The organism is Micromonospora sp. NPDC049645 (genome assembly GCF_040675155.1).
GTDB lineage: Bacteria > Actinomycetota > Actinomycetes > Mycobacteriales > Micromonosporaceae > Micromonospora.
The window spans coordinates 107726-129245 of the sequence record NZ_JBFAOI010000008.1 but is presented as its reverse complement, the minus strand read 5'-3'; the positions used below and the strand labels follow the sequence as shown (position 1 = coordinate 129245).

Genomic DNA, 21520 nt, shown 5'->3' with positions numbered 1-21520 from the left:
CGAGGAGAAGACCGTGAGCCTCACCCTGTTACCCGCCGTTGATGTCGCCGACGGCCGGGCCGTCCGGCTCGTGCAGGGCGCCGTCGGAAGCGAGAGCATCTACGGCGACCCGTTGGACGCCGCGTTGGCCTGGCAGCAGGACGGCGCCGAGTGGATTCACCTGGTCGACCTGGACGCGGCGTTCGGTCGGGGCACCAACGCGCACCTGCTCGCCGAGGTGGTGCGCCAGTTGGACGTGAAGGTGGAGCTGTCCGGGGGCATCCGGGACGACGAGTCGCTGCGGGCGGCGCTGGGCACCGGGGCGGCCCGGGTGAACATCGGGACCGCCGCCCTGGAGGACCCGGTGTGGTGTGACCGGGTGGTCGCGGAGTACGGCGACCGGGTGGCCATCGGGCTGGACGTGCGGGGTCACACCCTGTCCGCGCGGGGTTGGACCCGCGACGGCGGTGACCTGTACGAGGTGCTGGAGCGGCTGGACAAGGCGGGCGCGAGCCGGTACGTGGTCACCGACATCACCAAGGACGGCACGATGCGCGGGCCGAACCTGGATCTGCTGCGCGAGGTGTGCGCCCGTACCGACCGGCCGGTGATCGCCTCCGGTGGGGTGTCCACGTTGGACGACCTGCGGGCGTTGGCGACGCTGGAGTCGGCCGGTGTGGAGGGCGTCATCGCCGGCAAGGCGCTCTACGCGGGCGCCTTCACGGTGGCCGAGGCGTTGCGGACGTTGGCCGAGGCGTGACGACGACCCGGCTCGGGTCGGGCGGCCCGTGGGAGCAGCACTACGGCTATTCCCGGGTGGTCCGGGCCGGCGACCGGGCCTTCACGGCCGGTTGCACGGCGACGGTGGATGGTCGTGTGACGCACGTCGGTGACGCCGCCGCGCAGACCGCGCAGGCGTTGCGGATCGGGTTGGCCGCGCTCGCCGAGGTGGGTGCGGAGCCGGGTGACGTGATTCGGACCAGGATGTACGTGACGGACCGGCTGCACGCCGACGAGGTGGGCCGGGCGCACAACGCGGTTTTCGGCGCGGTCCGGCCGGCGGCGACCCTGGTGGTGGTGGCCGGTCTGCTGGACCCGGAGCACCTGGTCGAGGTGGAGTTGGAGGCGTACCTCGGCGATCGCTGAGGTGCGTGCCCGGCGGCCGGCGGGCCGTTCCGCAGCCCGATAAGTTGTGCACAACTTAATTGTGGGCTACGGTTCACCGGTGACCGATGACCTGGTGCTGCGCCGGCAGGTGTGCTTCGCGCTCTACGCCGCGTCGCGCGCACTGACCGACGTCTACCGGCCGATCCTCGACGAGGTCGGGTTGACCTACCCGCAGTACCTGGTGCTGCTGGTGCTCTGGGAGCGTCCCGACGACGCCCCCACGGTCTCCGAGCTGGGCGCCGAGCTGCGGCTGGACTCCGGCACGCTCTCCCCGCTGCTCAAGCGGTTGGAGGCGGCGGGCCTGGTGGTGCGGCAGCGGTCGGCCCGCGACGAGCGGCGGGTCGAGGTGGGCATCACCGAGCAGGGCCGGGCGCTGCGCGAGCAGCTCTGCGACGTTCCGCTGCGGATCGCGCAGGCCACCGGGCTGGGCCTCGGTGAGCTGGTCGCGCTGCGCGACACCCTCACCCGGGTCACCGACACCATCCACCGACAGAAGGAGCAGTGACCATCATGCAGGTGCTCTACACCGCGTCCGCGACCGCCAGCGGCGACGGCCGGGACGGCCACGTCGAGACCTCCGACGGCACGTTCGCGCTCGATTTGGCCGTGCCGAAGGAGATGGGCGGCGCCGGTGGCGGGGCCAATCCCGAGCAGCTCTTCGCCGCCGGCTACGCGGCCTGCTTCCACGGCGCGCTGCGGCTGGTGGCCCGCCGGGCCAAGGCCGACGTGACCGGCTCCGTGGTCGGCGCCGAGGTGGGCATCGGCCCGAACGGCAGCGGCGGCTTCGGGCTCACCGTGCAGCTCGTCGTCGACCTGCCCGCCGCGCCCCGCGACGTCGCCGAGCAGCTGGTCGAGCAGGCCCACCAGGTCTGCCCGTACTCCAACGCCACCCGCGGCAACATCGACGTCACGCTGACCGTCCGCGAGACCCTACCCGCGTGACGCGCGGCCCGAGGCCCCCATCCGCGGACGAGAGGACGACCACCCCGTGACCAGCAACCGTGAGATCCACCTGGCCAGCCGCCCCCAGGGTTGGCCCACCGAAGACACCTTCCGGCTCGTCGAGACCGACGTCCCGACGCCCGGACCGGGCCAGATCGTGGTCCGCAACCAGTTCATGTCCGTCGACCCGTACATGCGCGGACGGATGAACGACGTCAAGTCGTACGTGGCGCCGTTCGCGCTCGACGCGCCGCTCGACGGCGCCGCGATCGGCGAGGTGGTGGCCAGCGAGGCGGCGGACGTCGCCGTCGGGACCACCGTCCTGCACGGGCTGGGCTGGCGGGAGTACGCGCTGCTCGACGCCACCGCCGCCCGCCCGGTCGACCCGAGCATCGCCCCGGTCAGCGCGTACCTGAGCGTGCTCGGCATGACCGGGCTGACCGCGTACGCCGGGCTGCTGGAGGTGGCCGCGATGAAGCCCGGTGAGACGGTCTTCGTCTCCGCCGCAGCCGGCGCGGTGGGCAGCCTGGTCGGCCAGATCGCCAAACTCAAGGGCGCCGGCCGGGTGATCGGCAGCGCCGGCTCGCCGGCCAAGGTCGAGCGGCTGCGGGCGCTGGGCTTCGACGCCGCCTTCGACTACCACGACGGGCCGGTCCGTGAGTCGCTGCGGGCGGCCGCCCCGGACGGTGTCGACGTCTACTTCGACAACGTCGGTGGCGACCACCTGGAGGCGGCGATCTCGGCCATGAACCTGCACGGTCGGGCCGCCATCTGCGGAATGATCGGGCAGTACAACGCCACCGAACCGCCGGCCGCGCCGCGCAACCTCGCGCTGGTCATCGGCAAGCGGCTCACCCTGCGCGGGTTCCTGGTCAACGACCACGGCGACGCCCGTCCGGCGTTCCTGCGCGACGTCGCCGGGTGGCTGCGCGACGGCACGCTGTCCTACGACGAGACGATCGTGGACGGCATCGAGAACGCCCCGGCCGCGTTCCTCGGCCTGCTGCGCGGCGACAACCTCGGCAAGATGCTCGTCCGCGTGTGACGCCGACCTCTCTCCCGGCGGTCGACCCGATCGGGTCGACCGCCGTGTCGGGTGCGGAGGATAGGCTCGCGGCATGACGGTGGCGGTACGGGTGATCCCCTGTCTGGACGTGGACGCCGGACGGGTGGTCAAGGGGGTCAACTTCCTCGACCTGCGCGACGCCGGCGACCCGGTGGAGCTGGCCGCCGCGTACGACCGGGCCGGCGCGGACGAGCTGACCTTCCTCGACGTCACCGCGTCCTCCAGTGACCGGGGCACCATGCTCGACGTGGTGCGCCGCACCGCCGAGTCGGTGTTCATCCCGCTGACCGTCGGTGGCGGGGTCCGACAGGTCGCCGACGTGGACACGCTGCTGCGCGCCGGGGCGGACAAGGTCGGCGTGAACACCGCCGCCATCGCCCGTCCGGAGTTGATCGCCGAGATCGCCGACCGGTTCGGCCGGCAGGTGCTCGTGCTCTCCCTCGACGTGCGCCGATCGCGCGACGGTGGCACGCCCAGTGGTTTCGAGGTCACCACGCACGGCGGTCGGCGCGGCACCGGCATCGACGCGGTGTGGTGGGCGCACCGGGGCGCCGAGTTGGGTGCGGGGGAGATCCTGCTCAACTCGATGGACGCCGACGGCACCAAGGCGGGCTTCGACCTGGAGTTGATCGCCGCGGTGCGCGCGGTGGTGGACGTGCCGGTGGTGGCCAGTGGCGGCGCCGGCGAGGTGGCCCATTTTCCGCCCGCGATCGGCGCCGGCGCGGACGCGGTGCTCGCCGCCAGCGTCTTCCACTTCGGCGAGTTGACCGTGGCCGAGGTCAAGGACGCGCTGCGCCTCGAAGGCCACCCGGTGCGCTAGCCAGGCGGGGCCGCCGTCCGCGCCGGGCCCAGGTGGTATGCGTCGTGCGCGATCAGATTCGCGAACGCTCCAGCCCATGCCCAGCACCGGGCGCACGTGCCGCAGATCGGGCATCGCCCGTGTCGCTGCTCGTGCTCGGCCAGAATTCGCCACCATCGGGCCAGTTGCTCCGGGCTGGGCGCACTCACCGCGTTCCATCCGTGTTCGCGTGGATGGCGGCGACCGACACCTGCGCCTCGAAGCACCACCCGCGGGCACAATCTGGTACGGGGCCAGCGCACGTGTGCCCCCGCAACCGCACCATGCCGCCGACATGCTGCGGGTCCACCACCACCGTCCACACCAGTTCGTCGCGATTGGTCGGATTCGGGCTGATCTCCCACGCCAGCAGGTGCAGCAGGGTGCCCGCAGGAACCTGAAGGCTGTCGGTCATGTTCGGCTCCGAGGGCAAGGTGTGGACATCACCGGCGGACACAGTTCCCGTCGATTCCGTCGGAAGCTGCTGCGCCAGATGGTCTGACACTTCGAGCGTGGCCGATAAGCTGGGCCTACGGCAGGCGTGCGCGGTGTGCACACGCTCCTGCACACGCTGGGGGTCGGAGATGGACACCTTCGGGCAGCTACTCAGGCGGCATCGCGAGAGTGCCGGGCTGTCCCTGCGGCAGCTCGGTTCGCTCATCCATTTCCAGTACAGCCACATCGCTCAGGTGGAGCGTGGTGGACGCCGTCCCACCGATGCGCTGGCCGCGGCCTGCGATCGGGCCTTGAACGCTGACGGCGCGCTCGTCGAGGCGTACCGGACCGATCGTGCCGGTGCCACCGACATGCACAGACGCACCATGCTGCGTGCCATGACCACCTTGGCCGCTGCCCCCGCCGTCGCACCTCTGGCAGGGTTCGAAGCCCTTCGCCATGGCCTCGGCGACGCGGTGACGCCCAACCACGACGAGTGGGAGCAGATCGCGGCCGAGTATGGCCACAGCTACTACCGGCAAGCGCGTCCCGCGCTGATGGCCCAGCTGAAAGCCGACCTAACCGTGCTGCAACACCAGGTCGCAGCCGACACTGGTCGGCGTCGACCTGGCCTTCTGCGAGCTGCCGCGCGCCTATCCGTCATCGTCGCGTTGAGCCTTGTCGCGTCGGGGCAGACCGTGATGGGTCGCCGCTGGTGGCAGACCGCGCATCGCGTTGCCGGCGAATCCGGGGATACGGACACTCGACTGTTGGTGCGGGCGTGGGACGTGGTGAACGGATGCTACGACGGACGTCGACCGTCGGCGATCGTCGCCCTGTCGGACAGCGCATTGCCTCTGCTGGGCCGAGAGGCCACGTCGGCGGCGTGCGGGTTGCTCGCCGGCCGTTCCCAAGCGCTGTCGTTGGCCGGCCGGCATACGGAGGCGGTGGCGACGGTGCGGCAACTCGCCGACCTGGCCCAGCAGCTACCAGCCGCGATCGCGGGCGACGTGGAGTCGTTGTGGGGGTGGCCGGAGCATCGGCTTCACCACACTGAATCGTGGGTGTACACGCACGCCGGCCGTCTGGTCGAAGCGGAGGCCGCGCAGGAGCGGGCCCTCGACCTGTACCCGGCGTCGCAGGCGCGGTTACGTGCGCAGGTGCAACTGCATCAGTCTGCCCGGCTGATTCGGGGCGGGCACATTCCCGACGGGTTGCGGCATGCCGCCGACACCCTCGACGCGCTGCCAGTCCGCCTCCACAACCACCTGCTGCGGTCGGTGGCCGCCCAGGTCACGGCTGCCGTACCCACGACCGAGCGGTCAGGGCCGGCGTTCGCGGATCTCGCCGACCGGGTTCGGGCCTAGGCTGATCCGCTATGCCGGTGACGTACAGCGTGCACACCGCCGAATCGGCCACGGCGGTGTTTTCGTCGCTGGTGCATCTGTACGCGGTCGTCTACGCCGAGCCACCGTACGCCGAGGGACCGGAGCAGGTGGCCGGCTTCGCCAATGGTCTGCCCGACGAGGCGCGACGCGACGGGTTCACTCTCGTCGTTGCCGAAGACGGGGGCGTGCTGGTGGGTGCGGCGTACGGGTGGAGGTTGCCAGCCGGCCGTTGGTGGACGCGCGCCGACACCGAGCCCTCTACCGATCTACGGGCCGCCGACAAGTTCGCGGTGATGGAGTGGATTGTGCATCCCGACCGGCGCGGTGCCGGCATCGGCGCGGAACTCATCCGTCGGCTCCTCGACGGGCGGCCCGAGCGGTGGGCAACCCTCGCGTCCAACCCGGCAGCACCGGCCCGTGCCGTCTACCAGCGCGCGGGATGGCAGCAGGTCGGCGGGTCAGCGATGCCCGACGGCACACCCATGCACCTGTTGGTCCTGCCGCTGCCCGTTGCGCCGGTCCGGCGTCGCTGATCCCCGTCCGCCTCCGCCGCCCGAGCATCGCGACGACAGAGGTCAGCTTCCGCCGGAGTGCCCCTCGGGTGACCGACGCGGCGTGGGGATCGACCGGACCGCGTACTCCTGCACGGCAGCCGCGTGGTCGGCCTCGTCCAGGATCCAGTCGGCGCTGCCCGGCGCGTGCCGGCGGGTCAGCACACCCTGCACGGTGTCCACCATGGTCGCGACACCCGCGCGCGGCCGGGTGCGCCACAGCTGCTCACCCTCGGCGGTGATCCGGAACCAGCCGTCGGCCACGCTGACCAACCCGGCGCCGACCAGCCGCTGCACTGCGGCCTCCACCTCGTGCCGCTGCGGGATCGCGTGGTTGAGGTGGTCGGCGGTGGAGAGCACGTCGGTCAGGCGGACGCCCTCGGGCCGTCGACTTGTCGCCGACCGACGGTGCCGCCCGGCGCCGCTCGCGATGACGAGCGACACGAAGATCCAGGCGTCCGTCCAGCGCCAACCGTTCTCCCCCATGCAGAGATGATGACGGCGCGCGTCCCGGAAGGGAACACCCACCCCCGCATCCGGTACGCCGCACCACCACGACGTACCGGCTCGCGGACGGTCGGTGAGGGTTCAGCCGGTCGGGGCGGCCGGGGCGGCGCTGCCCGGCGGGGGCACCGCGCTGCCGGGTGCGGCACCCTCCGCAACGGCGAACAGCGGGATGAAGAACTGCGCCAGCGGACCGATGGCCAGCGCGTACGCGACGGTGCCCACGCCGACCGTGCCGCCGAGCAGCCAGCCGAGCGCCAACACGGTGACCTCGATGACGGTGCGCACCAGCCGGACCGACCGGCCGGGCCGGCGGGCCACGTAACCGGTCATCAAGCCGTCGCGGGGGCCGGGGCCCAGATTGGCACCGAGGTAGAGGGCGGTGGCGGCGCCGTTGGCGACGATCCCGGTGATCAGCAGCGCGATCCGGACGCTGAGCGGGCCACCGGTGGGCAGGAGGGCCAGTGTGGCGTCCACGACCAGACCGATCACCACGACGTTGCTGACCGTGCCGAGGCCGGGTCGCTGCCGCAGCGGGATCCAGAGCAGCAGGACCAGCGCGCCGACGCCGATGGTGACCGTGCCGAAGGACAGCCCGGTCAACTCGGAGAGCCCCTGGTGGAACACGTCCCACGGGTCGAGGCCCAGGTGGGAACGGATCATCAGGGCCATGCTGACGCCGTACAGCGCGAGCCCGAGGTAGAGCTGGACCAACCGTCGAACCGGCCGGTGCCGCAGATTGCCAAGCAGTTCCATGCATGCCACCCTAGGTGCCAATCCTCGTCGAGGAAGAAGCCAATATCCGAGGAGTGGCTATGACCGGGCAGGTGCGCGGCGTCCAATTGGCCCGTCTGCTCGGGCAGTGGCATGCGCTGCCGGGCCGCCGACGCAGCCCGGACTACGCCGCTCTGGCCGGCGCGGTACGCGGGCTGCTCGCCGACGGACGGCTGCCGCTGGGCGTCCGTCTGCCGGCCGAACGGGAGCTGGCCGAGGCGCTGCGGATCAGCCGGACCACCGTCACCGCCGCGTACCGCCAGCTGCGCGAGACCGGGCACCTGGCCAGCCGTCGGGGCGCCGGCAGTTGGACGATGCTGCCCGGCAACCACCGGGTGGCCAGCACCGGCCTGTGGACCCCGCTGGACGACCGGGAGATGCTCGATCTCGGCGTCGCCGCGCTGGCCGCCCCGCCGCAACTGCTGTCGGCGGCACGGGCCGCCACCGAGGACCTGCCCCGATACCTGAGCGGGGCCGGCTACCACCCGACCGGCATCATCGAGCTGCGCGAGGCGGTGGCCGCCGCGTACACCGCCCGGGGGTTGCCCACCTCGGCGGAGCAGATCATGGTCACCAGCGGCACCCAGCACGCCCTGGATCTGGTGCTGCGACTCGCCCTGGCCCCGGGCGGCACCGTGCTGGTCGAGTCCCCGACCTACCCCAACGCCCTCGCCGCGCTGGCCGGCCGGCGGGCCCGGGTCAGCACCCACGGCCTGGCCGCCGACGTCGGCTGGGAGCCCGACCTGCTGCTCGGCAGCCTCCGGCAGACCCGGCCGAAGCTGGCCTACCTGATCCCGGAGTTCCAGAACCCCACCGGGCACCTGATGCCCGCCACGCTCCGCGAGCACGTGGTGGCCGCCGCCCACGCGGTCGGCACCGACCTGATCATCGACGAGTCCTTCGTGGACCTGGCGATGGACGGCACCGAGCTGCCACCCCCGGTCGCCACCTACGACCGGCACAGTCGGGTGATCAGCATCGGCGGGATGAGCAAGCCCTACTGGGGTGGCCTGCGGATCGGCTGGGTCCGCGCGTCCGCGCCGCAGGTGCAGCGGCTGGCCGCCGTGCGGGTCGGGGTCGACATGGCCAGCCCGGTGCTGGACCAACTGGTCGCGGTGCACCTGCTCGCCGAGGCCGAGGCCATCGTCGCCGACCGCCGCGTCCAGTTGGCCGTCCAGCGGGACGCCCTGCTCGGCGCGCTGGCGCACCGGCTGCCGGAGTGGCGGGTCACCGTGCCGCGCGGTGGCGTGACGCTCTGGGCGGAGTTGGACGGCCCGGTCTCCAGCGCGCTGGCCCGAGCCGCCGAGGAGGTCGGCGTACGCCTGGCGCCCGGCCCCCGGTTCGGCCTGGACGGCACCCTGGAGCGCTTTCTGCGACTGCCGTTCACCCTGCCCGCGGCGGACCTGGTGGAGGCCGTCGATCGGCTCGCGGCGATCCGCTACGACCTGGACCGGGCCGACCGTCAGCGGTGGCGCGAGCCGGCCGTCATCGCCTGAACGCCGTCCGCCCGACCGACGCCGGTGGCCCCGTACCCGCTCGGGTGCGGGGCCACCGGCGCGGCGTCAGAGCTCGGCGAGGGTGCCGGCGTACATCTTGTCGATCTCGGCGGCGAAGTTGCTCTCCACACCACGCCGCTTGATCTTCAACGACGGCGTGATCTCGCCGTCCTCGATCGTCAGGTCGCGCGGCAGGATGGCCACCTTCTTGATCGTCTCCCAGCGGTTGAGCTTGGCGTTGAGCTGGGCGACGTACTCCTCGACCATCGTCTGGGCCTCGGCCGAGGCGACGATCTCGCCGTAGCTGCGCCCCTCCAGCGGACCGCCGGCGACCCAGCCCCGGATCGCGTCCGGGTCCAGGGTGACCAGCATGGTGCAGAAGTTGCGGGCCTGACCGACGACGACCGCCTGCGAGGTGTATGGGCAGATGGCCTTGAACATTCCCTCGATGTGCGACGGCGCGATGTACTTGCCGCCCGAGGTCTTGACCAGGTCCTTCTTGCGGTCGGTGATCCGTAGGTAGCCCTGCTCGTCGAGGGTGCCGATGTCACCGGTACGGAAGAAGCCCTCCTCGGTGAACGCGGCGGCGGTCTCCTCCGGCAGGTTGTGGTAGCCGCGCATGACCGGCCGGCCCCGCACCAGGATCTCCCCGTCGGTGTCGATCCGGCACTCCAGGTCACCCATCGCCCGGCCCACCGTGCCGATCCGCAGCCCCGCCGGAGGGTTGACGAAGTTGCCGGCGCTGGTCTCGGTCAGGCCGTAACCCTCGGAGATCGGCAGGTTCGCGGCGGCGAAGAAGGTGGCGATCTCCGGGCTGAGCGGCGCGGCACCGGACACCAACACCCGCATCCGGCCGCCCAGACGGGCCTGGAGCTTGCTGAACACCAGCTTCTCGGCCAGCCCGTAGCGCAGCTTCAGCCCGGCCGGCACCGGCTTGCCGGCCTGCTCCAGGGTGACCTTCTCCTTGCCGACCCCGACGGCCCAGGCGAAGATCTTCGCCTTCGCGCCGCCGGCGCCCTGCGCGGTGGTCACCGCCCTGTTGTAGACCTTCTCGAAGACGCGGGGAGCGCCGCACATCAGTGTCGGGCGGATGACCGACAGCAGGTCGACCAGCTTGTCCACCCGCCCGTCGACGTAGGTGGGCAGGCCGACGTGGATGGCGCCGCAGAGCAGGGTCTTGCCGAAGGAGTGGGCCAGCGGCAGCCACAGGTACTGCAGGTCGTCGTCGCGCAGCAACCCGACCTCGGCCTGCGCCACGGCCTCCCAGCACCAGCCGCCGTGCAGCAGCTCGACGCCCTTGGGTTGGCCGGTGGTGCCGGAGGTGTAGATCAGAGTGGCCAGGTGGTCCGGGCCGATGCCGGCCACCAGCATGTCGATCAGATCCGGTTCGGCGGCCAGCACCTGGACGCCCCGCTCCTCCAACTCCGCGAGCGTCAACTGCGGAATCGCGGCGGACGCGTCGACCGCGCCGTCGAGGAGCACGACGTGGGTGAGCGCGGGCAGGGTCGCACCGGCGATCTTCGCCGCCTGGGCCGGGTTCTCCGCGAACAACACCTTCGACCCGGAGTCGGCGATGATGAAGGTCGCGTCCGCCGGCTCGGTGGTCGGGTAGACGGTGGTGGTCGCACCGCCGGCGCACATGATGCCGAGGTCGGCGATCACCCAGTCCAGCCGGGTGTTGGCGAGGATCGCCACCGGATCCTCTTGGCCGACGCCCAGGCCGTGCAGGCCCGCGGCGACCGCCTTGGCGCGCTGACCGACCTGGTCCCAGGTCAGCCAGACAGCCCCCGAGTCGTCGGAGTTCGGGGAGGCGAACGCGTTCCGGTCGGGGGTGGCCGCCACGCGCTTGAGAAACATGTCCGGGATGGAGCGGTACGGTACATCGAGAGCCATCGCTGTAGCCGCCTTCGGGGGTGGTGGCGTGACGGTCGTCACGTCATTATGGTTACCGAAGAGTATTGCCTGGCACCGTGCATCGGCTAGCCCCGGTGATCGACCGGCCGTCGCATCCCGCCGACCGGTGCGCTCGATCAGGCGTACCGGGCAGCCACCACCGACCAGTCGTAGGTCGCCCGGACCCAGTTGCGCCGAGCCGCAAGCGCGTTGCGGATGTCGTCGTCGCCCCCGACCAGCAGCGCCTCCTCCGCGTCCAGGTACGTCGCCAATCCCTGGTTGAAGCGGTGTGCCGCACTCCGCAGCGCGGTCACCTCGTCCGCGTCGGTGTCCTGCGCGATCACCGTCACCAGGTTGTGCGCGTCCGGGTCGGCCCGGCTCTCCTTGCCGTAGGAAAAAAGGTCGTTGCACCAGCAGACCAGGTCCACCGCGAGCAGATCCAGGGCGACCAACCCCGGGTTGGCGCGCTGGGTTGGCCCGGTGGGCCGTGTCGACGCCAGGTCGGTCAGGGTGAGGCAGGGGTGCACGCCACCGATGTGCCGGCGCAGCTGGACGTACTCCGCCACCTCGGGCACGCGCCGTCGCTCCCGGTTGCCCGCCTCCCAGAGCAGCGCCAACAGGTACTCGCGCATCTGGCTGACGAACCGCAGCAGCAGCGCCGCGTGGTCGTGCAGCCGGGTCCGGCGGCAGAGGTCGTGCAGCGCGTCACCGAGCGGCCCGACGGCGGGCGGTACGACGTCCGGGTCACCGCAGCGGTCCAGCACGTCGAGCAGGGTGCTGATCGCCGGACCGAGTCGGACCGGGTCGGCACCGAGACCGTCCTCGTCGCAGGCATCGTCCATCACGAAGAGCCAGCTGATCAGGTCGGTGAGCAGCCGCAGCCCGTCCACCGAACCGTCCGGGCAGGCGCGACCGGCCAGGCCGGCGGCGTCAGCCCGTTGCAGGCGGTGCACACGTTGACTGGAATCGACCAAACCGAACGCGCGCGCCCACTCGACACTTTCACTCGCCACCTGCTCCGTAGCGCCATGGCGCCCCGAGGGAAACGGGGGCTCCCGCAGCGCCGAAATCGCGAAACTCCGCACAGTGCGCCCCCACTTCGTGCCGCCCGGCGCAGAGCGGCGCGGTGAAGCGTACGGGAGGAGGCATCAGCGTGCTTCTCTGGGTGTGGGGAATTCCACAACCCGTTTGGTGGCTGTTTTTGTACAGAGAGTCACATGCCCAGGTTGGCGGCACGCAGTCTCCGGGCGGCCTCCGTCGAACCGTTCAGTTGGACCCGGGCCACCCGTTGCCGCCCGGAGAAGAACAGCACCAACTCGGCCGGGGCACCGACCAGGCGCAGCCGCTCGCCGCCGCGGCCGACGGAGAACTCACCATGGCCGGGCGCCTGCACGTAGAGATCCGCCGGGAAGCGGCGCAGTGCCAACCGGGCCATCGGAGTCGCGCGTTTCCACAACGCGCCCTGTAATCCGGTGGGCAGGTCGCGCGGCTGCCACCCGGCGCCGGCCCGCCGGACGTCCTCGTGGTGGATGAAGAACTCCATGGTGTTGGCCAACTCGTCGGTCACCGGGTTGCTGATCGGGCTCCATCGCGGCGGTCGCCGCACCTGCGCCACCAACTCGGGGTACGGCCGGGCGGCGAGCCGCCGACGAACCCGCTCGGCGTACCCGCGCAGGGGCGGCAGCACGATCCCACCTGCCGCGTCCGGGCGGCGCTCCCGCAGCACCAGATGCGCGGCGAGGTCGCGGGTCGCCCAGCCCTCGTTGATCGTCGGGGCTTCCGGCCCGAGGGCCAGCAGGAGATCGGCCAGCGCCTCGCGCTCGGCTCGGGCGTACCGCGGCATGGCCCGATCGTAGGCCGGGCGGGCCGTGCGCGCGCGACGGCGGACGACGGGCCGCTCGCCGACAACCGGTACGTGACGGCCGACATATCCGGTCCGGGTCGGCGGTGCTGGCCCGGACCGGTAAGGATGAGGGAGATAATTGCGGCTTACGGCGGGGGAGAGCGTGGCGAGCAAGACAAGTCGGGACGTGCTCAGTCGAGGGCTGGGGGTCCTGCGGCAGGCGATCCGTGAGCAGCCGCGGATCTTCGCGGTGGCGGTCGTCGGCAGCGTGCTCTTCGGCGGGATGATCATCGTCAGCGCCCGGGTCGTCGGGTCGGTGATCGGTGAGGTGGCGCTTCCGGCCATCGAACGCGGCGAGGTGGGGGCGGGCACCCTGGCGCTGGCCGCGGCGGCGTTGTTCGGGATCAGCGTGTTGCGGGTCGCGGGCATCTTCGGCCGCCGGCTCGGCGCCGGCTACATGCAGTACCGCCTCCAGGCCTCCTACCGCCGCCGGGTCACCCGCCGCTATCTGGAGTTGCCGCTGTCCTGGCACCACCGCAACTCCACCGGCACCCTGCTGTCCAACGCCAACTCGGACGTGGAGGCGGCCTGGTATCCGATCGCGCCGCTGCCGTTCGCCGTCGGCACGTTGGTGATGCTGGTCGGCGCGATCGTCTCGCTCTTCGCGACCGACTGGGCGCTCGCCCTGGTCGGCCTCGCGGTCTTCCCCGCGCTGTTCGCGCTCAACGTCGTCTACTCCCGCCGGATGGCCCCCCGCCAGGCTCGGGCGCAGCGCCTGCGCGCCGAGGTCAGCGGGATCGCCCACGAAAGCTTCGACGGCGCCCTGGTGGTCAAGACGATGGGCCGTGAGGCCCAGGAGACCGCCCGGTTCGCGGGCCGGGCCGGCGAACTGCGCGACTCGTTGATCGCGGTCGGCCGGCTGCGCGGCGTCTTCGACCCACTGCTGGAGACACTGCCCAGCCTCGGCACCCTCGCCGTACTGGTGGTCGGGGCGTTCCGGCTGCGCCAGGGCGCGATCAGCGTGACCGAGCTGGTCAGCGTGGCCTTCCTCTTCACCGTGCTGGCCTTTCCGGTGCGTGCCATCGGTTGGGTGCTGGCCGAGCTGCCGCGCAGCGTCGCCGGCTGGGACCGGGTCCGCCGGGTGCTCGACGCCACCGGCGAGATGCCGTACGGGCAGCGCGTGCTCCACCCGGTCGGCTCCGGCCCCGCCACCCTCACCTTCAGCGACGTGCACTACTCCTACCCACCGGCCGAAGCGCACCCGCCCGGCGCGCAGGTCCTCGGCGAGGTCGGCTTCACCGTGCCGGCCGGTCGCACGGTGGCCCTGGTGGGGCCGACCGGCGCGGGCAAGTCCACCATCACCTCGTTGGCGGTGCGCCTCGTCGACCCGGACTCCGGCACGGTGAGCCTGGACGGGGTGGACGTGCGCGAGCTGACCGCCGCGTCGCTGGCCGGCACGGTGGCCCTGGTCGCCCAGGTGCCGTTCATCTTCGATGACACGGTCCGCGCCAACATCGCACTGGACCGGCCCGGCGTCGACGACGAGGTGGTCTGGGCGGCGCTGCGGCTGGCCGAGGCGGACGGTTTCGTCGCCGCGCTGCCCGACGGTCTGGACACCATGGTCGGCGAGCGGGGCACCTCGCTCTCCGGCGGTCAGCGGCAGCGACTCACCCTGGCCCGTGCGCTGGCCGGTCGGCCCCGCCTGCTGGTGCTCGACGACGCGACAAGCGCGGTCGATCCTCGAGTCGAGGCGGCCATCCTGGCGGGGCTGCGGTCCTCGACCGGCGAGGCCGGGGTGCCGGCCGCGTCGATCCTGGTGGTGGCGTACCGCCGGGCCACCATCGCGCTCGCCGACGAGGTGATCTACGTGGAGCAGGGACGGGTGGTCGCCCGGGGGACCCACAGCGAGTTGTTGGCCACCGTGCCCGGCTACGTCGACCTGGTCACCGCGTACGAGCAGGCCGAGGTCGAGCGCGCGCAGGAGAGTTCGTACGGCGACGACGTGGCGCCGCTGCCGTCGGGCCTGGAAATCGAGGTGGACCGGTGAGCGCGAGGAGTGCAGCGAAGCGGAGCCCCGCAGTCGCGAACGGAAGGCAAGACCGGTGAGCGCGAGGAGTGCAGCGAAGCGGAGCCCCGCAGTCGCGAACGGAGATGGACCGGTGACGTCAACCGTTGACAGAGACGAGCAGGAGGGCCGGGAGGAGACGACCTGGCAGACCCTGCGTCGGGGTCTGGCGCTCTCGCCGGAGCTGCGGACCGGTCTGGCCGGCACGTTGGCCCTGGCGTTGGTCTACATGGTCGGTCGGGTCGCCGTGCCGGTCGCCGTGCAGCAGGGCATCGACCGGGGCATCGTCGGTGGTCTGAATCTGCACGTGGTCTGGACGGTGGTGGCGATCACCGCGGCGATCCTGACGGTCACCACGATCTGCGGCTACCTGATGATGCGCCGGCTGTTCACGGTCAGCGAGACGGCGTTGGCCAACGTCCGGACGCGGGCGTTCCGACACGTGCACGACCTGTCGATGTTGCACCAGCAGTCCGAGCGGCGCGGTTCGCTGGTCTCGCGGGTGACCAGCGACGTCGACCAGATCACCCAGTTCCTCCAGTGGGGCGGGGTGATCCTGCTGGTCAATCTGGGTCAGTTGGTGGTCACCACCGCCGTCATGTTGGCGTACTCCTGGCAGTTGACCCTTGTGGTGTTGGCCGCGTTCCTGCCGGCGGTGTTCGTCATCCGGCAGTTGCAGCGCCGCCTCGGCTCGGCGTACGCGACGGTGCGCCAACGCACCGGGACTCTGCTCGGCGCTATCGGCGAGAGCGTGGTGGGCGCGCCGGTGATCCGGGCGTACGGGATCGCGGGGCGCACGTCGCGGCGGCTGGACGAGGCGATCGACGGGCAGCGCCTGGCGCAGCAACGGGCGATCCGGATCAGCATCGTGGGCAGCTCGGTGGGGGAGTTGGCGGCGGGGCTGGCACTGGCCGGCGTGGTGGTGCTCGGGGTGGTGCTGGGCGTGGACGGCACGCTGTCGATCGGGCAGCTGACCGCGTTCCTCTTCCTGGTGACGCTCTTCATCCAGCCGGTGCAGATCGCCACCGAGGTGCTCAACGAGGCGCAGAACGCGATCGCCGGCTGGCGTCGGGTGCTGGACGTGCTGGATGTCGCCCCGGACGTGGCCGACCCGGGGGAGCAGGGGCGGCGATTGCCGGGCGGTCCGTTGGACATCCGGTTTTCCGGTGTGCGGTTCGCCTACCCGGGTGGGCCACCGGTGCTGCACGACATCGACCTGGAGATCCCGGCGAAGAGCCGGGTGGCGGTGGTCGGGGAGACCGGCAGCGGCAAGACCACGTTCGCCAAGTTGCTGACCCGGCTGATGGACCCGTCGGCCGGGGCGGTGTTGTTGTCCGGGGTGCCGCTGACCGATGTCCGGTTCGACTCGCTGCGCTCCCGCGTGGTGATGGTGCCGCAGGACGGGTTCCTCTTCGACGCGACGGTGGGGGACAACGTTCGGTTCGCCCGGCCGGAGCTGACCGACGAGCAGCTGAGTGCCGCCTTCACCGAGCTGGGCCTGTCGGACTGGCTGGAGGGGCTGCCGGCGGGCCTGGACACGCCCGTCGGGGAGCGGGGCGAGGCGCTCAGCGTCGGGGAGCGGCAGTTGGTCGCGTTGGCCCGCGCGTACGTGGCCGACCCGGATCTGCTGGTGCTCGACGAGGCGACCAGCGCGGTGGACCCGGCGACCGAGGTGCGGTTGCAACGCACCCTGGACGCGGTCACCAGAGGTCGGACCACCCTCGCGATCGCGCACCGGCTCTCCACGGCCCAGGCGGCCGACGAGGTGATCGTGGTGGACCGGGGTCGGGTGGTGCAGCGCGGCCCGCACGACGAGCTGGTCCGCGACGCGGACTCGGTCTACGGCCTGCTCTACGCCTCCTGGCTGGAGCAGACCCGGTGAGCGCCGCCAACGGTTGAATCTGTCAGTGGTGCCACCTGTGTCAACGAGTCTCGCAGTTCCGTCACCTCTGTCGGACTGTTCGTTGCGTCCCTGGTGCCCATGGTGGCCGCCCCTGTTCATGGCCGGGGCAGCCCTCGGGCCGCCCCGGCCGGTGACGGGTCAGACGGGGTCGATCGCCAGGTCGGTGACCCGGTCGTCCTTGATATCGAACACGAACGCGAAGGACAACGGCCCGCCGGGGAAATCACCGTCGCCGGAGGCCACCAGCCGGTCGCCCGCGAACGAGGTCGGCGTGATCACGATCTTGGGGTTGATCAGGTGCCGCTGGATCCAGTCGCGGATCTCGGCCTCGCCGGCGTAGGTCGTTCCGTCATCGCGCACGGTGGCCCCGTCGCCGAAGACCGCGGCCAGCGCATCCGCGTCGTGCGCGTTGGTGGCCGCGATGAACTTCCCGACAGCTTCGGGAAGGGTGGTCTGGTCCATTTGCTCTCCGGTCTTTTCGGGGCCAGGACGCGGGCGCGTCCTGGCACGTCCCTGCGGCAGCAGGCTCAGAAGTCCGCCGCGCGCGAGAGCTGCTCGTGCGCGCGCAGCTCCGCGAGTGCGTTCTCGTGCATTGCAACAACGACGTCGTAGCCAGAGCTGCCGAGCACGATCCGCCGCGGCGCAACGGGCGCGTTCATCGCGCTGAGCACGGCCTGCACTCCGCGTTCAGGGTCGCCCTCTTGCTTGCCGTCATGGTCCACGAACGCCGCCTTGACGCCCTCGACCAGTGGCACGTACGCGTCGACGCTCTCGTTGACGGGCTCGTTCCGGAAGCCGGCGTACGCCTTGGTGCGGAACGCTCCCGGCTCTACGACGAGCACGCGCACACCGAACGGCTCAACTTCATGGCGCAGTGTCTCCGACAGTCCTTCGAGCGCGAACTTCGCCGCCGAGTAGTAGCCGAATCCCTTGGCGCCGACGAGGCCCGCCACCGACGACATGTTCACGATCCAGCCGTCACCGCGTGCCCGCATACCTGGCAGGACCGCCCGCATCACCTCGACCACGGCGAACAGGTTGAGGTCGAATGTGCGGCGGATCGTCTCGTCGGGGGCCCCCTCGACCGAGCCGAACCAGCCACGGCCCGCATTGTTGACGAGCACGTCGATCCCACCGAACCGCTCCTCTGCCGTCTTGACCGCCGTACGCACCTGCTCGGCATCGGTGACGTCGACCTGGAGGACCAGCACGCGGTCGCCGTGCGGTTCAGCCCATTCCCGCAGCTCAGAGGGCCGACGAGTGGTCACCACCACCTGATCGCCCTGTTTCAGCGCAGCCTCGGCGTAGGTCAGGCCGAACCCTCCGGGCGTCCCACCGGTGATGAACCAAGTCCGCATGAGTTTCTCCTATCGCTATAGCAGCCAATGTAGCGCTACATGAGCTAATGTAGCAGACATGCAGAACGCACGGGATCGACTCCTGCTCGCCGCGGCGGAGTTGCTGGAGGGTGGCGGCACGGTGTCCACGAGGGCGGTGTGCGAACGTGCCGGGGTGCAGGCCCCGACGCTGTACCACCACTTCGGCAGCAAACAGGGCCTGATCGACGCCGTGGTGAACCACGGCTTCACCCAGTACACGGCGGTCGAGAGCTCTGGCGACCCGCTGAACGACCTGCGCGAGGGCTGGGACAGGCACGTACGGTTCGGGTTGGAGCACCCGTCGTTCTACGGGTTGCTCTACGGCCGCGCCGAGCCGGGAAAGCCCTGCGCCATCACCGCTCCCGCGCACGCCGCGCTTCGCGAGCGGCTCACCGGCGCCGCCGCCCAGGGCCTGCTCAAGGTGCCGGCGGAAGACGCCGCCGAACAGCTGCTCGCCGCCAACGTCGGCATCACGCTCACCCTGATCAGCCAGCCGGAGCCGGACTTCGGGCTGTCCGGACGCGTCCGTGAAGCCGCGATGGCCGGAGTCCTGCACACGCCCTCTGCCGACGCCCCCGCGACCCGTGCGAGCGCGGCACTGACCTTGCGTGCGCTGGTCGCCAACGACCCGGCCGGCCTCACCCCTGGCGAACGCGCGCTGCTCGGCGAGTTGCTGGACCGACTGGCCCGCTAGCCGCGACGGCCGGTGCCGCCCCGGGTGGGTGCGGCTGAGGTCCACCCGTCGTGGGTGGGGCGTCGGGTCAGGTTGGTAGCGGGCCGGTGAGGTACTGCTGGATCGTGGGGCCGATCATGGCCACCAGGGTTTCCGGGTCCGCCGAGGCGACGGGCTCCAGGCGTACCACGTGCCGCACCATGGCCAGGCCGATCATCTGGGTCGCCACCAGGGAACCCCGCAGCGGCAGCTCGGCCGGATCGACGTCGAGATTCTCCAGCACCCGGCGCAGCAGCTGGGTGGTGACGAACTCACGCAGCAGTCGCGCGGTCCACTCGTTGCTCACCGCCGAGCGCAGCAGCGCCTGGGCGGCGCTGCCGGTCGGGGAGTCCCAGATGCCGAGGAAGATGCGCACCATCCGCTCCCCGGCGGCGTCGCGGCCACCGGCGAGCACCTTCGGCACCAGCTGACCGGGGTCGACGGGAAAGTTCATCGCGGCCAGGAAGAGCTGGTCCTTGCTGCCGAAATAGTGGTGCACCAGCGCCGGATCGACCTCCGCGGTGCCGGCGATGGCCCGGATCGACGCGGCGTCGAAGCCACGCTCGGCGAACGCCGTCCGCGCCGCGTCGAGAATCGCCTCCCGGGTGCCCGGTTTGCCGGGTCGCCGGCCGGTCCGCCGCGTCATCGCCACCCTTCGTTCGTCCGCCTGGGCTCGTCGTGGGCCGGCCCGGCCCACGACGAGGTCAGCTGCCGCGCTGGCCACCGCCCCCGGCGCTGGCGGTCAGCCGCTGCGCCGACGCAGGGTGGCCGCCGCGAGCACCAGCGCCAGCACCACCGCGCCGAGCACCACCACCACGTCCCGCCACATCCGGCCGGTCGGCTCGGCGTGGGCGCCGACCTCCTGCAACGCCTCGATGGCGTACGACAGGGGGAAGGCGTCGCTGAGCGCCTGGAGCCAGCCGGCCATCTGGTCGCGGGCCACGAACAACCCGCAGAGCAGCAGTTGAGGGACGACCACGACTGGCAGGAACTGTACTGCCTGGAACTCGGTGCGCGCGAAGGCGCTGCACAGCAGCCCGAGGGCGACGCCGAGCACCGCGTCGAGCACGGCGATCCCGATCACCAACCCGATGCTGCCGGCGGTCTCCAGACCGAAGATCCAGTACGCCACGGTGGCGGCGACGGCGGCCTGGACGGCGGCGGCCAGCCCGAAGGCGATGCCGTAGCCGAAGAGCAGATCGAGCTTGCCCAGCGGTGTGGTGAGCAGCCGCTCCAGCGTGCCGGAGGTGCGTTCCCGGAGCATGGCGATGCTGGTGACCAGAAACATGATCACGAAGGGGAAGATGCCGAGCATCACCAGCGCGATGCGGTCGAAGGTGGTCGGTTGACCGGGCGGGGTCGGCTGGTCGTCGTACATGAAGTAGACCAGGGTGAGCAGGACGGCCGGCACCAGCACGAGCAGCGCGATGGTCCGCCGGTCGTGCCGGAGTTGACGCAGGATGCGGCCGGTGGTGGCGGCGAGGATTCGCGGGTTCATGCTGTCTCCCGTGCGGCTGTCGCGTCGGTGCTGGTGGGGGCCTCGCCGGCCCGGATGAGGCGCAGGAACGCCTCGTCGAGGTCGTCCACCCCGGCGGCGGCGCGGATCGCGGCGGGGCTGTCGTCGGCGATCAGCCGCCCCTGACGGATCAGCAGCAGTCGGTCGCAGCGCGCCGCCTCGTCCATGACGTGACTGGACACCAGCAGCGTGGTGCCGGCGGCGGCCATCGCGTGGAACCGGGCCCACAGGTCGGCCCGCAGCACCGGGTCCTGACCGACGGTCGGTTCGTCGAGGATGACCAGCTCCGGCTCCCCGACCAGGGCGCAGGCCAGTGAGGCGCGGCTGCGCTGACCGCCGGAGAGGGTGGCGACCAGTTGACCGGCCGCCTCGGCCAGCCCGACGTCGCGGATCGCCCGGTCGGCCTCCGCGCGCCCGCGCCCGTACAGGGCCGCGAAGTAGCGGGCGTTCTCCCGGACGGTCAGGTCGGCGTAGACGCTCGGCGCCTGGGTCAGGTAGCCCACCCGGTGTCGCAGCGCGGGGGTGCCCGCCGGTTGGCCGAGCACGGTGACCGTGCCGGCTCTGACCACCTGCACCCCGACCACCGCCCGCATGAACGTGGTCTTGCCGCTGCCGCTCGGGCCGAGCAGCCCGGTGACGGCGCCACGAGGAACCTGGCAGCTGATGCCGTCCAGCACCCGCCGTCCGCCCCGGTCGACGACCAGGTCGCGGACGGCTATCGCATCGTCCATCATGCACCTCCACAAAAACTCATCATCCGTTGAACTCAACGGTAGATGAAATACTGTTCCGGGCGCAACGGCGGTGGGCGCGGGCCGCCCGCCGACCGTGGCACGGAGCGCAAGAACGGGCAGTAGGCTCCGGACCGGACACGAAGTCCGCCAACGGGCATTGCGTACCGATCGGACGTGCGGCACGATTGCGCGGTGGGTCACGCTCCGTTACCGGATAGCGGTTTTCTCGAGGATTGGGCCGCGCGGTTGCGGCAGGCCGCCGAGCGGCCGGTCGTCGGCATCCTGTTGCGCGGCAGCCACGCCCGCCGCGCCGCCACCGCACACAGCGACGTCGA

Annotated in this window: 23 protein-coding genes; 12 read left to right on the top strand and 11 right to left on the bottom strand. The window is 71.5% G+C overall.

From position 1 onward, the window contains the following. Nucleotides 1–13 precede the first annotated feature (13 nt). The 6 genes from priA (at nt 14) to hisF (ending at nt 3974) form a co-directional block, all read left to right on the top strand. A complete protein-coding gene (gene priA, locus AB0J33_RS19545) occupies nt 14–739 on the top strand; it encodes a bifunctional 1-(5-phosphoribosyl)-5-((5-phosphoribosylamino)methylideneamino)imidazole-4-carboxamide isomerase/phosphoribosylanthranilate isomerase PriA (RefSeq protein ID WP_091407754.1) in 726 nt (241 codons plus the stop codon). After that, entirely contained in the window at nt 736–1125 is a 390-nt protein-coding gene (locus tag AB0J33_RS19540; RefSeq protein WP_363615424.1) for a RidA family protein, read from the top strand. The genes priA and AB0J33_RS19540 overlap by 4 nt, the downstream gene beginning before the upstream one ends. 79 nt (nt 1126–1204) lie before the next feature. Further along, a complete protein-coding gene (locus AB0J33_RS19535; RefSeq protein WP_363615423.1) occupies nt 1205–1651 on the top strand; it encodes a MarR family transcriptional regulator in 447 nt (148 codons plus the stop codon). A 5-nt stretch (nt 1652–1656) separates the two neighbouring features. Continuing rightward, a complete protein-coding gene (locus AB0J33_RS19530) occupies nt 1657–2088 on the top strand; it encodes an organic hydroperoxide resistance protein (protein ID WP_363615566.1) in 432 nt (143 codons plus the stop codon). Between the two features lie 46 nt (nt 2089–2134). Continuing rightward, nucleotides 2135–3133 (top strand): NADP-dependent oxidoreductase, encoded by a 999-nt coding sequence (locus AB0J33_RS19525; protein ID WP_363615422.1) that lies wholly within the window; start codon nt 2135–2137, stop codon nt 3131–3133. Nucleotides 3134–3206: 73 nt separating this feature from the next. Continuing rightward, nucleotides 3207–3974 carry an imidazole glycerol phosphate synthase subunit HisF gene (gene hisF, locus AB0J33_RS19520; RefSeq protein WP_363615421.1) on the top strand — a complete coding sequence of 256 codons (768 nt, stop codon included), beginning with the start codon at nt 3207–3209 and terminating at the stop codon, nt 3972–3974. A 184-nt stretch (nt 3975–4158) separates the two neighbouring features. On the opposite strand, the gene AB0J33_RS19515 is transcribed toward hisF, so the two are convergent. Further along, nucleotides 4159–4407 carry a hypothetical protein gene (locus AB0J33_RS19515; protein ID WP_363615420.1) on the bottom strand — a complete coding sequence of 83 codons (249 nt, stop codon included), beginning with the start codon at nt 4405–4407 and terminating at the stop codon, nt 4159–4161. A gap of 169 nt (nt 4408–4576) precedes the next feature. On the opposite strand from AB0J33_RS19515, the gene AB0J33_RS19510 reads away from it, so the two are divergent. Both AB0J33_RS19510 and AB0J33_RS19505 read left to right on the top strand, forming a co-directional pair. Further along, nucleotides 4577–5794, top strand: a complete 1218-nt coding sequence (locus tag AB0J33_RS19510; RefSeq protein WP_363615419.1) for a helix-turn-helix transcriptional regulator — start codon at nt 4577–4579, stop codon at nt 5792–5794. Nucleotides 5795–5805: 11 nt separating this feature from the next. After that, a complete protein-coding gene (locus AB0J33_RS19505; RefSeq protein WP_363615418.1) occupies nt 5806–6348 on the top strand; it encodes a GNAT family N-acetyltransferase in 543 nt (180 codons plus the stop codon). A gap of 42 nt (nt 6349–6390) precedes the next feature. Here the strand turns inward: AB0J33_RS19505 and AB0J33_RS19500 are convergent, their stop codons facing one another. Both AB0J33_RS19500 and AB0J33_RS19495 read right to left on the bottom strand, forming a co-directional pair. Beyond that, complete coding sequence (locus AB0J33_RS19500) at nt 6391–6852, bottom strand: hypothetical protein (RefSeq protein WP_363615417.1); 462 nt, start codon at nt 6850–6852, stop codon at nt 6391–6393. 102 nt (nt 6853–6954) lie between these two features. Next, complete coding sequence (locus tag AB0J33_RS19495; RefSeq protein WP_363615415.1) at nt 6955–7626, bottom strand: hypothetical protein; 672 nt, start codon at nt 7624–7626, stop codon at nt 6955–6957. Nucleotides 7627–7685: 59 nt separating this feature from the next. Between AB0J33_RS19495 and AB0J33_RS19490 the strand changes: the two genes are divergently transcribed. Further along, nucleotides 7686–9140 carry a PLP-dependent aminotransferase family protein gene (locus tag AB0J33_RS19490; RefSeq protein ID WP_363615414.1) on the top strand — a complete coding sequence of 485 codons (1455 nt, stop codon included), beginning with the start codon at nt 7686–7688 and terminating at the stop codon, nt 9138–9140. 66 nt (nt 9141–9206) lie between these two features. Here the strand turns inward: AB0J33_RS19490 and AB0J33_RS19485 are convergent, their stop codons facing one another. From AB0J33_RS19485 to AB0J33_RS19475, 3 genes are all read right to left on the bottom strand, one after another. Then, nucleotides 9207–11033: a long-chain fatty acid--CoA ligase gene (locus AB0J33_RS19485; protein WP_363615413.1), complete on the bottom strand. Its 1827-nt coding sequence runs from the start codon at nt 11031–11033 to the stop codon at nt 9207–9209. A 137-nt stretch (nt 11034–11170) separates the two neighbouring features. Beyond that, nucleotides 11171–11986 (bottom strand): terpene synthase, encoded by an 816-nt coding sequence (locus AB0J33_RS19480; protein ID WP_363615412.1) that lies wholly within the window; start codon nt 11984–11986, stop codon nt 11171–11173. Nucleotides 11987–12246: 260 nt separating this feature from the next. Continuing rightward, nucleotides 12247–12876, bottom strand: a complete 630-nt coding sequence (locus AB0J33_RS19475) for a TIGR03085 family metal-binding protein (protein ID WP_363615411.1) — start codon at nt 12874–12876, stop codon at nt 12247–12249. 163 nt (nt 12877–13039) lie between these two features. On the opposite strand from AB0J33_RS19475, the gene AB0J33_RS19470 reads away from it, so the two are divergent. Together AB0J33_RS19470 and AB0J33_RS19465 are read left to right on the top strand one after the other, a co-directional pair. Then, complete coding sequence (locus AB0J33_RS19470) at nt 13040–14923, top strand: ABC transporter ATP-binding protein (protein ID WP_363615410.1); 1884 nt, start codon at nt 13040–13042, stop codon at nt 14921–14923. Nucleotides 14924–15035: 112 nt separating this feature from the next. After that, nucleotides 15036–16823 (top strand): ABC transporter ATP-binding protein, encoded by a 1788-nt coding sequence (locus tag AB0J33_RS19465; RefSeq protein ID WP_363615409.1) that lies wholly within the window; start codon nt 15036–15038, stop codon nt 16821–16823. Nucleotides 16824–16982: 159 nt separating this feature from the next. Here AB0J33_RS19465 and AB0J33_RS19460 read toward each other — a convergent pair whose 3' ends face one another. Next, complete coding sequence (locus tag AB0J33_RS19460) at nt 16983–17306, bottom strand: nuclear transport factor 2 family protein (RefSeq protein WP_363615408.1); 324 nt, start codon at nt 17304–17306, stop codon at nt 16983–16985. 65 nt (nt 17307–17371) lie between these two features. After that, a complete protein-coding gene (locus AB0J33_RS19455) occupies nt 17372–18202 on the bottom strand; it encodes an SDR family NAD(P)-dependent oxidoreductase (protein WP_363615407.1) in 831 nt (276 codons plus the stop codon). A gap of 58 nt (nt 18203–18260) precedes the next feature. Here AB0J33_RS19455 and AB0J33_RS19450 point away from each other — a divergent pair, with 58 nt between their 5' ends. Next, nucleotides 18261–18917, top strand: coding sequence for a TetR/AcrR family transcriptional regulator (locus AB0J33_RS19450; protein WP_363615406.1), 657 nt, complete (start codon nt 18261–18263; stop codon nt 18915–18917). 67 nt (nt 18918–18984) lie between these two features. On the opposite strand, the gene AB0J33_RS19445 is transcribed toward AB0J33_RS19450, so the two are convergent. The 3 genes from AB0J33_RS19445 to AB0J33_RS19435 all read right to left on the bottom strand — a co-directional run bounded on the left by AB0J33_RS19445 (nt 18985) and on the right by AB0J33_RS19435 (nt 21182). After that, the gene (locus AB0J33_RS19445) at nt 18985–19581 is read right to left on the bottom strand and encodes a TetR family transcriptional regulator (protein WP_363615405.1); all 597 of its coding nucleotides are present in this window, start codon (nt 19579–19581) and stop codon (nt 18985–18987) included. 96 nt (nt 19582–19677) lie between these two features. Then, a complete protein-coding gene (locus AB0J33_RS19440) occupies nt 19678–20433 on the bottom strand; it encodes an ABC transporter permease (RefSeq protein ID WP_363615404.1) in 756 nt (251 codons plus the stop codon). After that, nucleotides 20430–21182: an ABC transporter ATP-binding protein gene (locus AB0J33_RS19435; protein WP_363615403.1), complete on the bottom strand. Its 753-nt coding sequence runs from the start codon at nt 21180–21182 to the stop codon at nt 20430–20432. The genes AB0J33_RS19440 and AB0J33_RS19435 overlap by 4 nt, the downstream gene beginning before the upstream one ends. Nucleotides 21183–21520: the final 338 nt, after the last annotated feature.

Coding starts and splice junctions, on each gene's coding strand:
- AB0J33_RS19455 (WP_363615407.1), bottom strand. CDS start 18,202: ATGCGGACTTGGTTCATCACCGGTGGGACGCCCGGAGGGTTCGGCCTG.
- AB0J33_RS19495 (WP_363615415.1), bottom strand. CDS start 7,626: ATGGAACTGCTTGGCAATCTGCGGCACCGGCCGGTTCGACGGTTGGTC.
- hisF (WP_363615421.1), top strand. CDS start 3,207: ATGACGGTGGCGGTACGGGTGATCCCCTGTCTGGACGTGGACGCCGGA.
- AB0J33_RS19435 (WP_363615403.1), bottom strand. CDS start 21,182: ATGGACGATGCGATAGCCGTCCGCGACCTGGTCGTCGACCGGGGCGGA.
- AB0J33_RS19505 (WP_363615418.1), top strand. CDS start 5,806: ATGCCGGTGACGTACAGCGTGCACACCGCCGAATCGGCCACGGCGGTG.
- AB0J33_RS19490 (WP_363615414.1), top strand. CDS start 7,686: ATGACCGGGCAGGTGCGCGGCGTCCAATTGGCCCGTCTGCTCGGGCAG.
- AB0J33_RS19445 (WP_363615405.1), bottom strand. CDS start 19,581: ATGACGCGGCGGACCGGCCGGCGACCCGGCAAACCGGGCACCCGGGAG.
- AB0J33_RS19515 (WP_363615420.1), bottom strand. CDS start 4,407: ATGACCGACAGCCTTCAGGTTCCTGCGGGCACCCTGCTGCACCTGCTG.
- AB0J33_RS19530 (WP_363615566.1), top strand. CDS start 1,657: ATGCAGGTGCTCTACACCGCGTCCGCGACCGCCAGCGGCGACGGCCGG.
- AB0J33_RS19460 (WP_363615408.1), bottom strand. CDS start 17,306: ATGGACCAGACCACCCTTCCCGAAGCTGTCGGGAAGTTCATCGCGGCC.
- AB0J33_RS19475 (WP_363615411.1), bottom strand. CDS start 12,876: ATGCCGCGGTACGCCCGAGCCGAGCGCGAGGCGCTGGCCGATCTCCTG.
- AB0J33_RS19500 (WP_363615417.1), bottom strand. CDS start 6,852: ATGGGGGAGAACGGTTGGCGCTGGACGGACGCCTGGATCTTCGTGTCG.
- AB0J33_RS19510 (WP_363615419.1), top strand. CDS start 4,577: ATGGACACCTTCGGGCAGCTACTCAGGCGGCATCGCGAGAGTGCCGGG.
- AB0J33_RS19440 (WP_363615404.1), bottom strand. CDS start 20,433: ATGAACCCGCGAATCCTCGCCGCCACCACCGGCCGCATCCTGCGTCAA.
- AB0J33_RS19485 (WP_363615413.1), bottom strand. CDS start 11,033: ATGGCTCTCGATGTACCGTACCGCTCCATCCCGGACATGTTTCTCAAG.
- AB0J33_RS19450 (WP_363615406.1), top strand. CDS start 18,261: ATGCAGAACGCACGGGATCGACTCCTGCTCGCCGCGGCGGAGTTGCTG.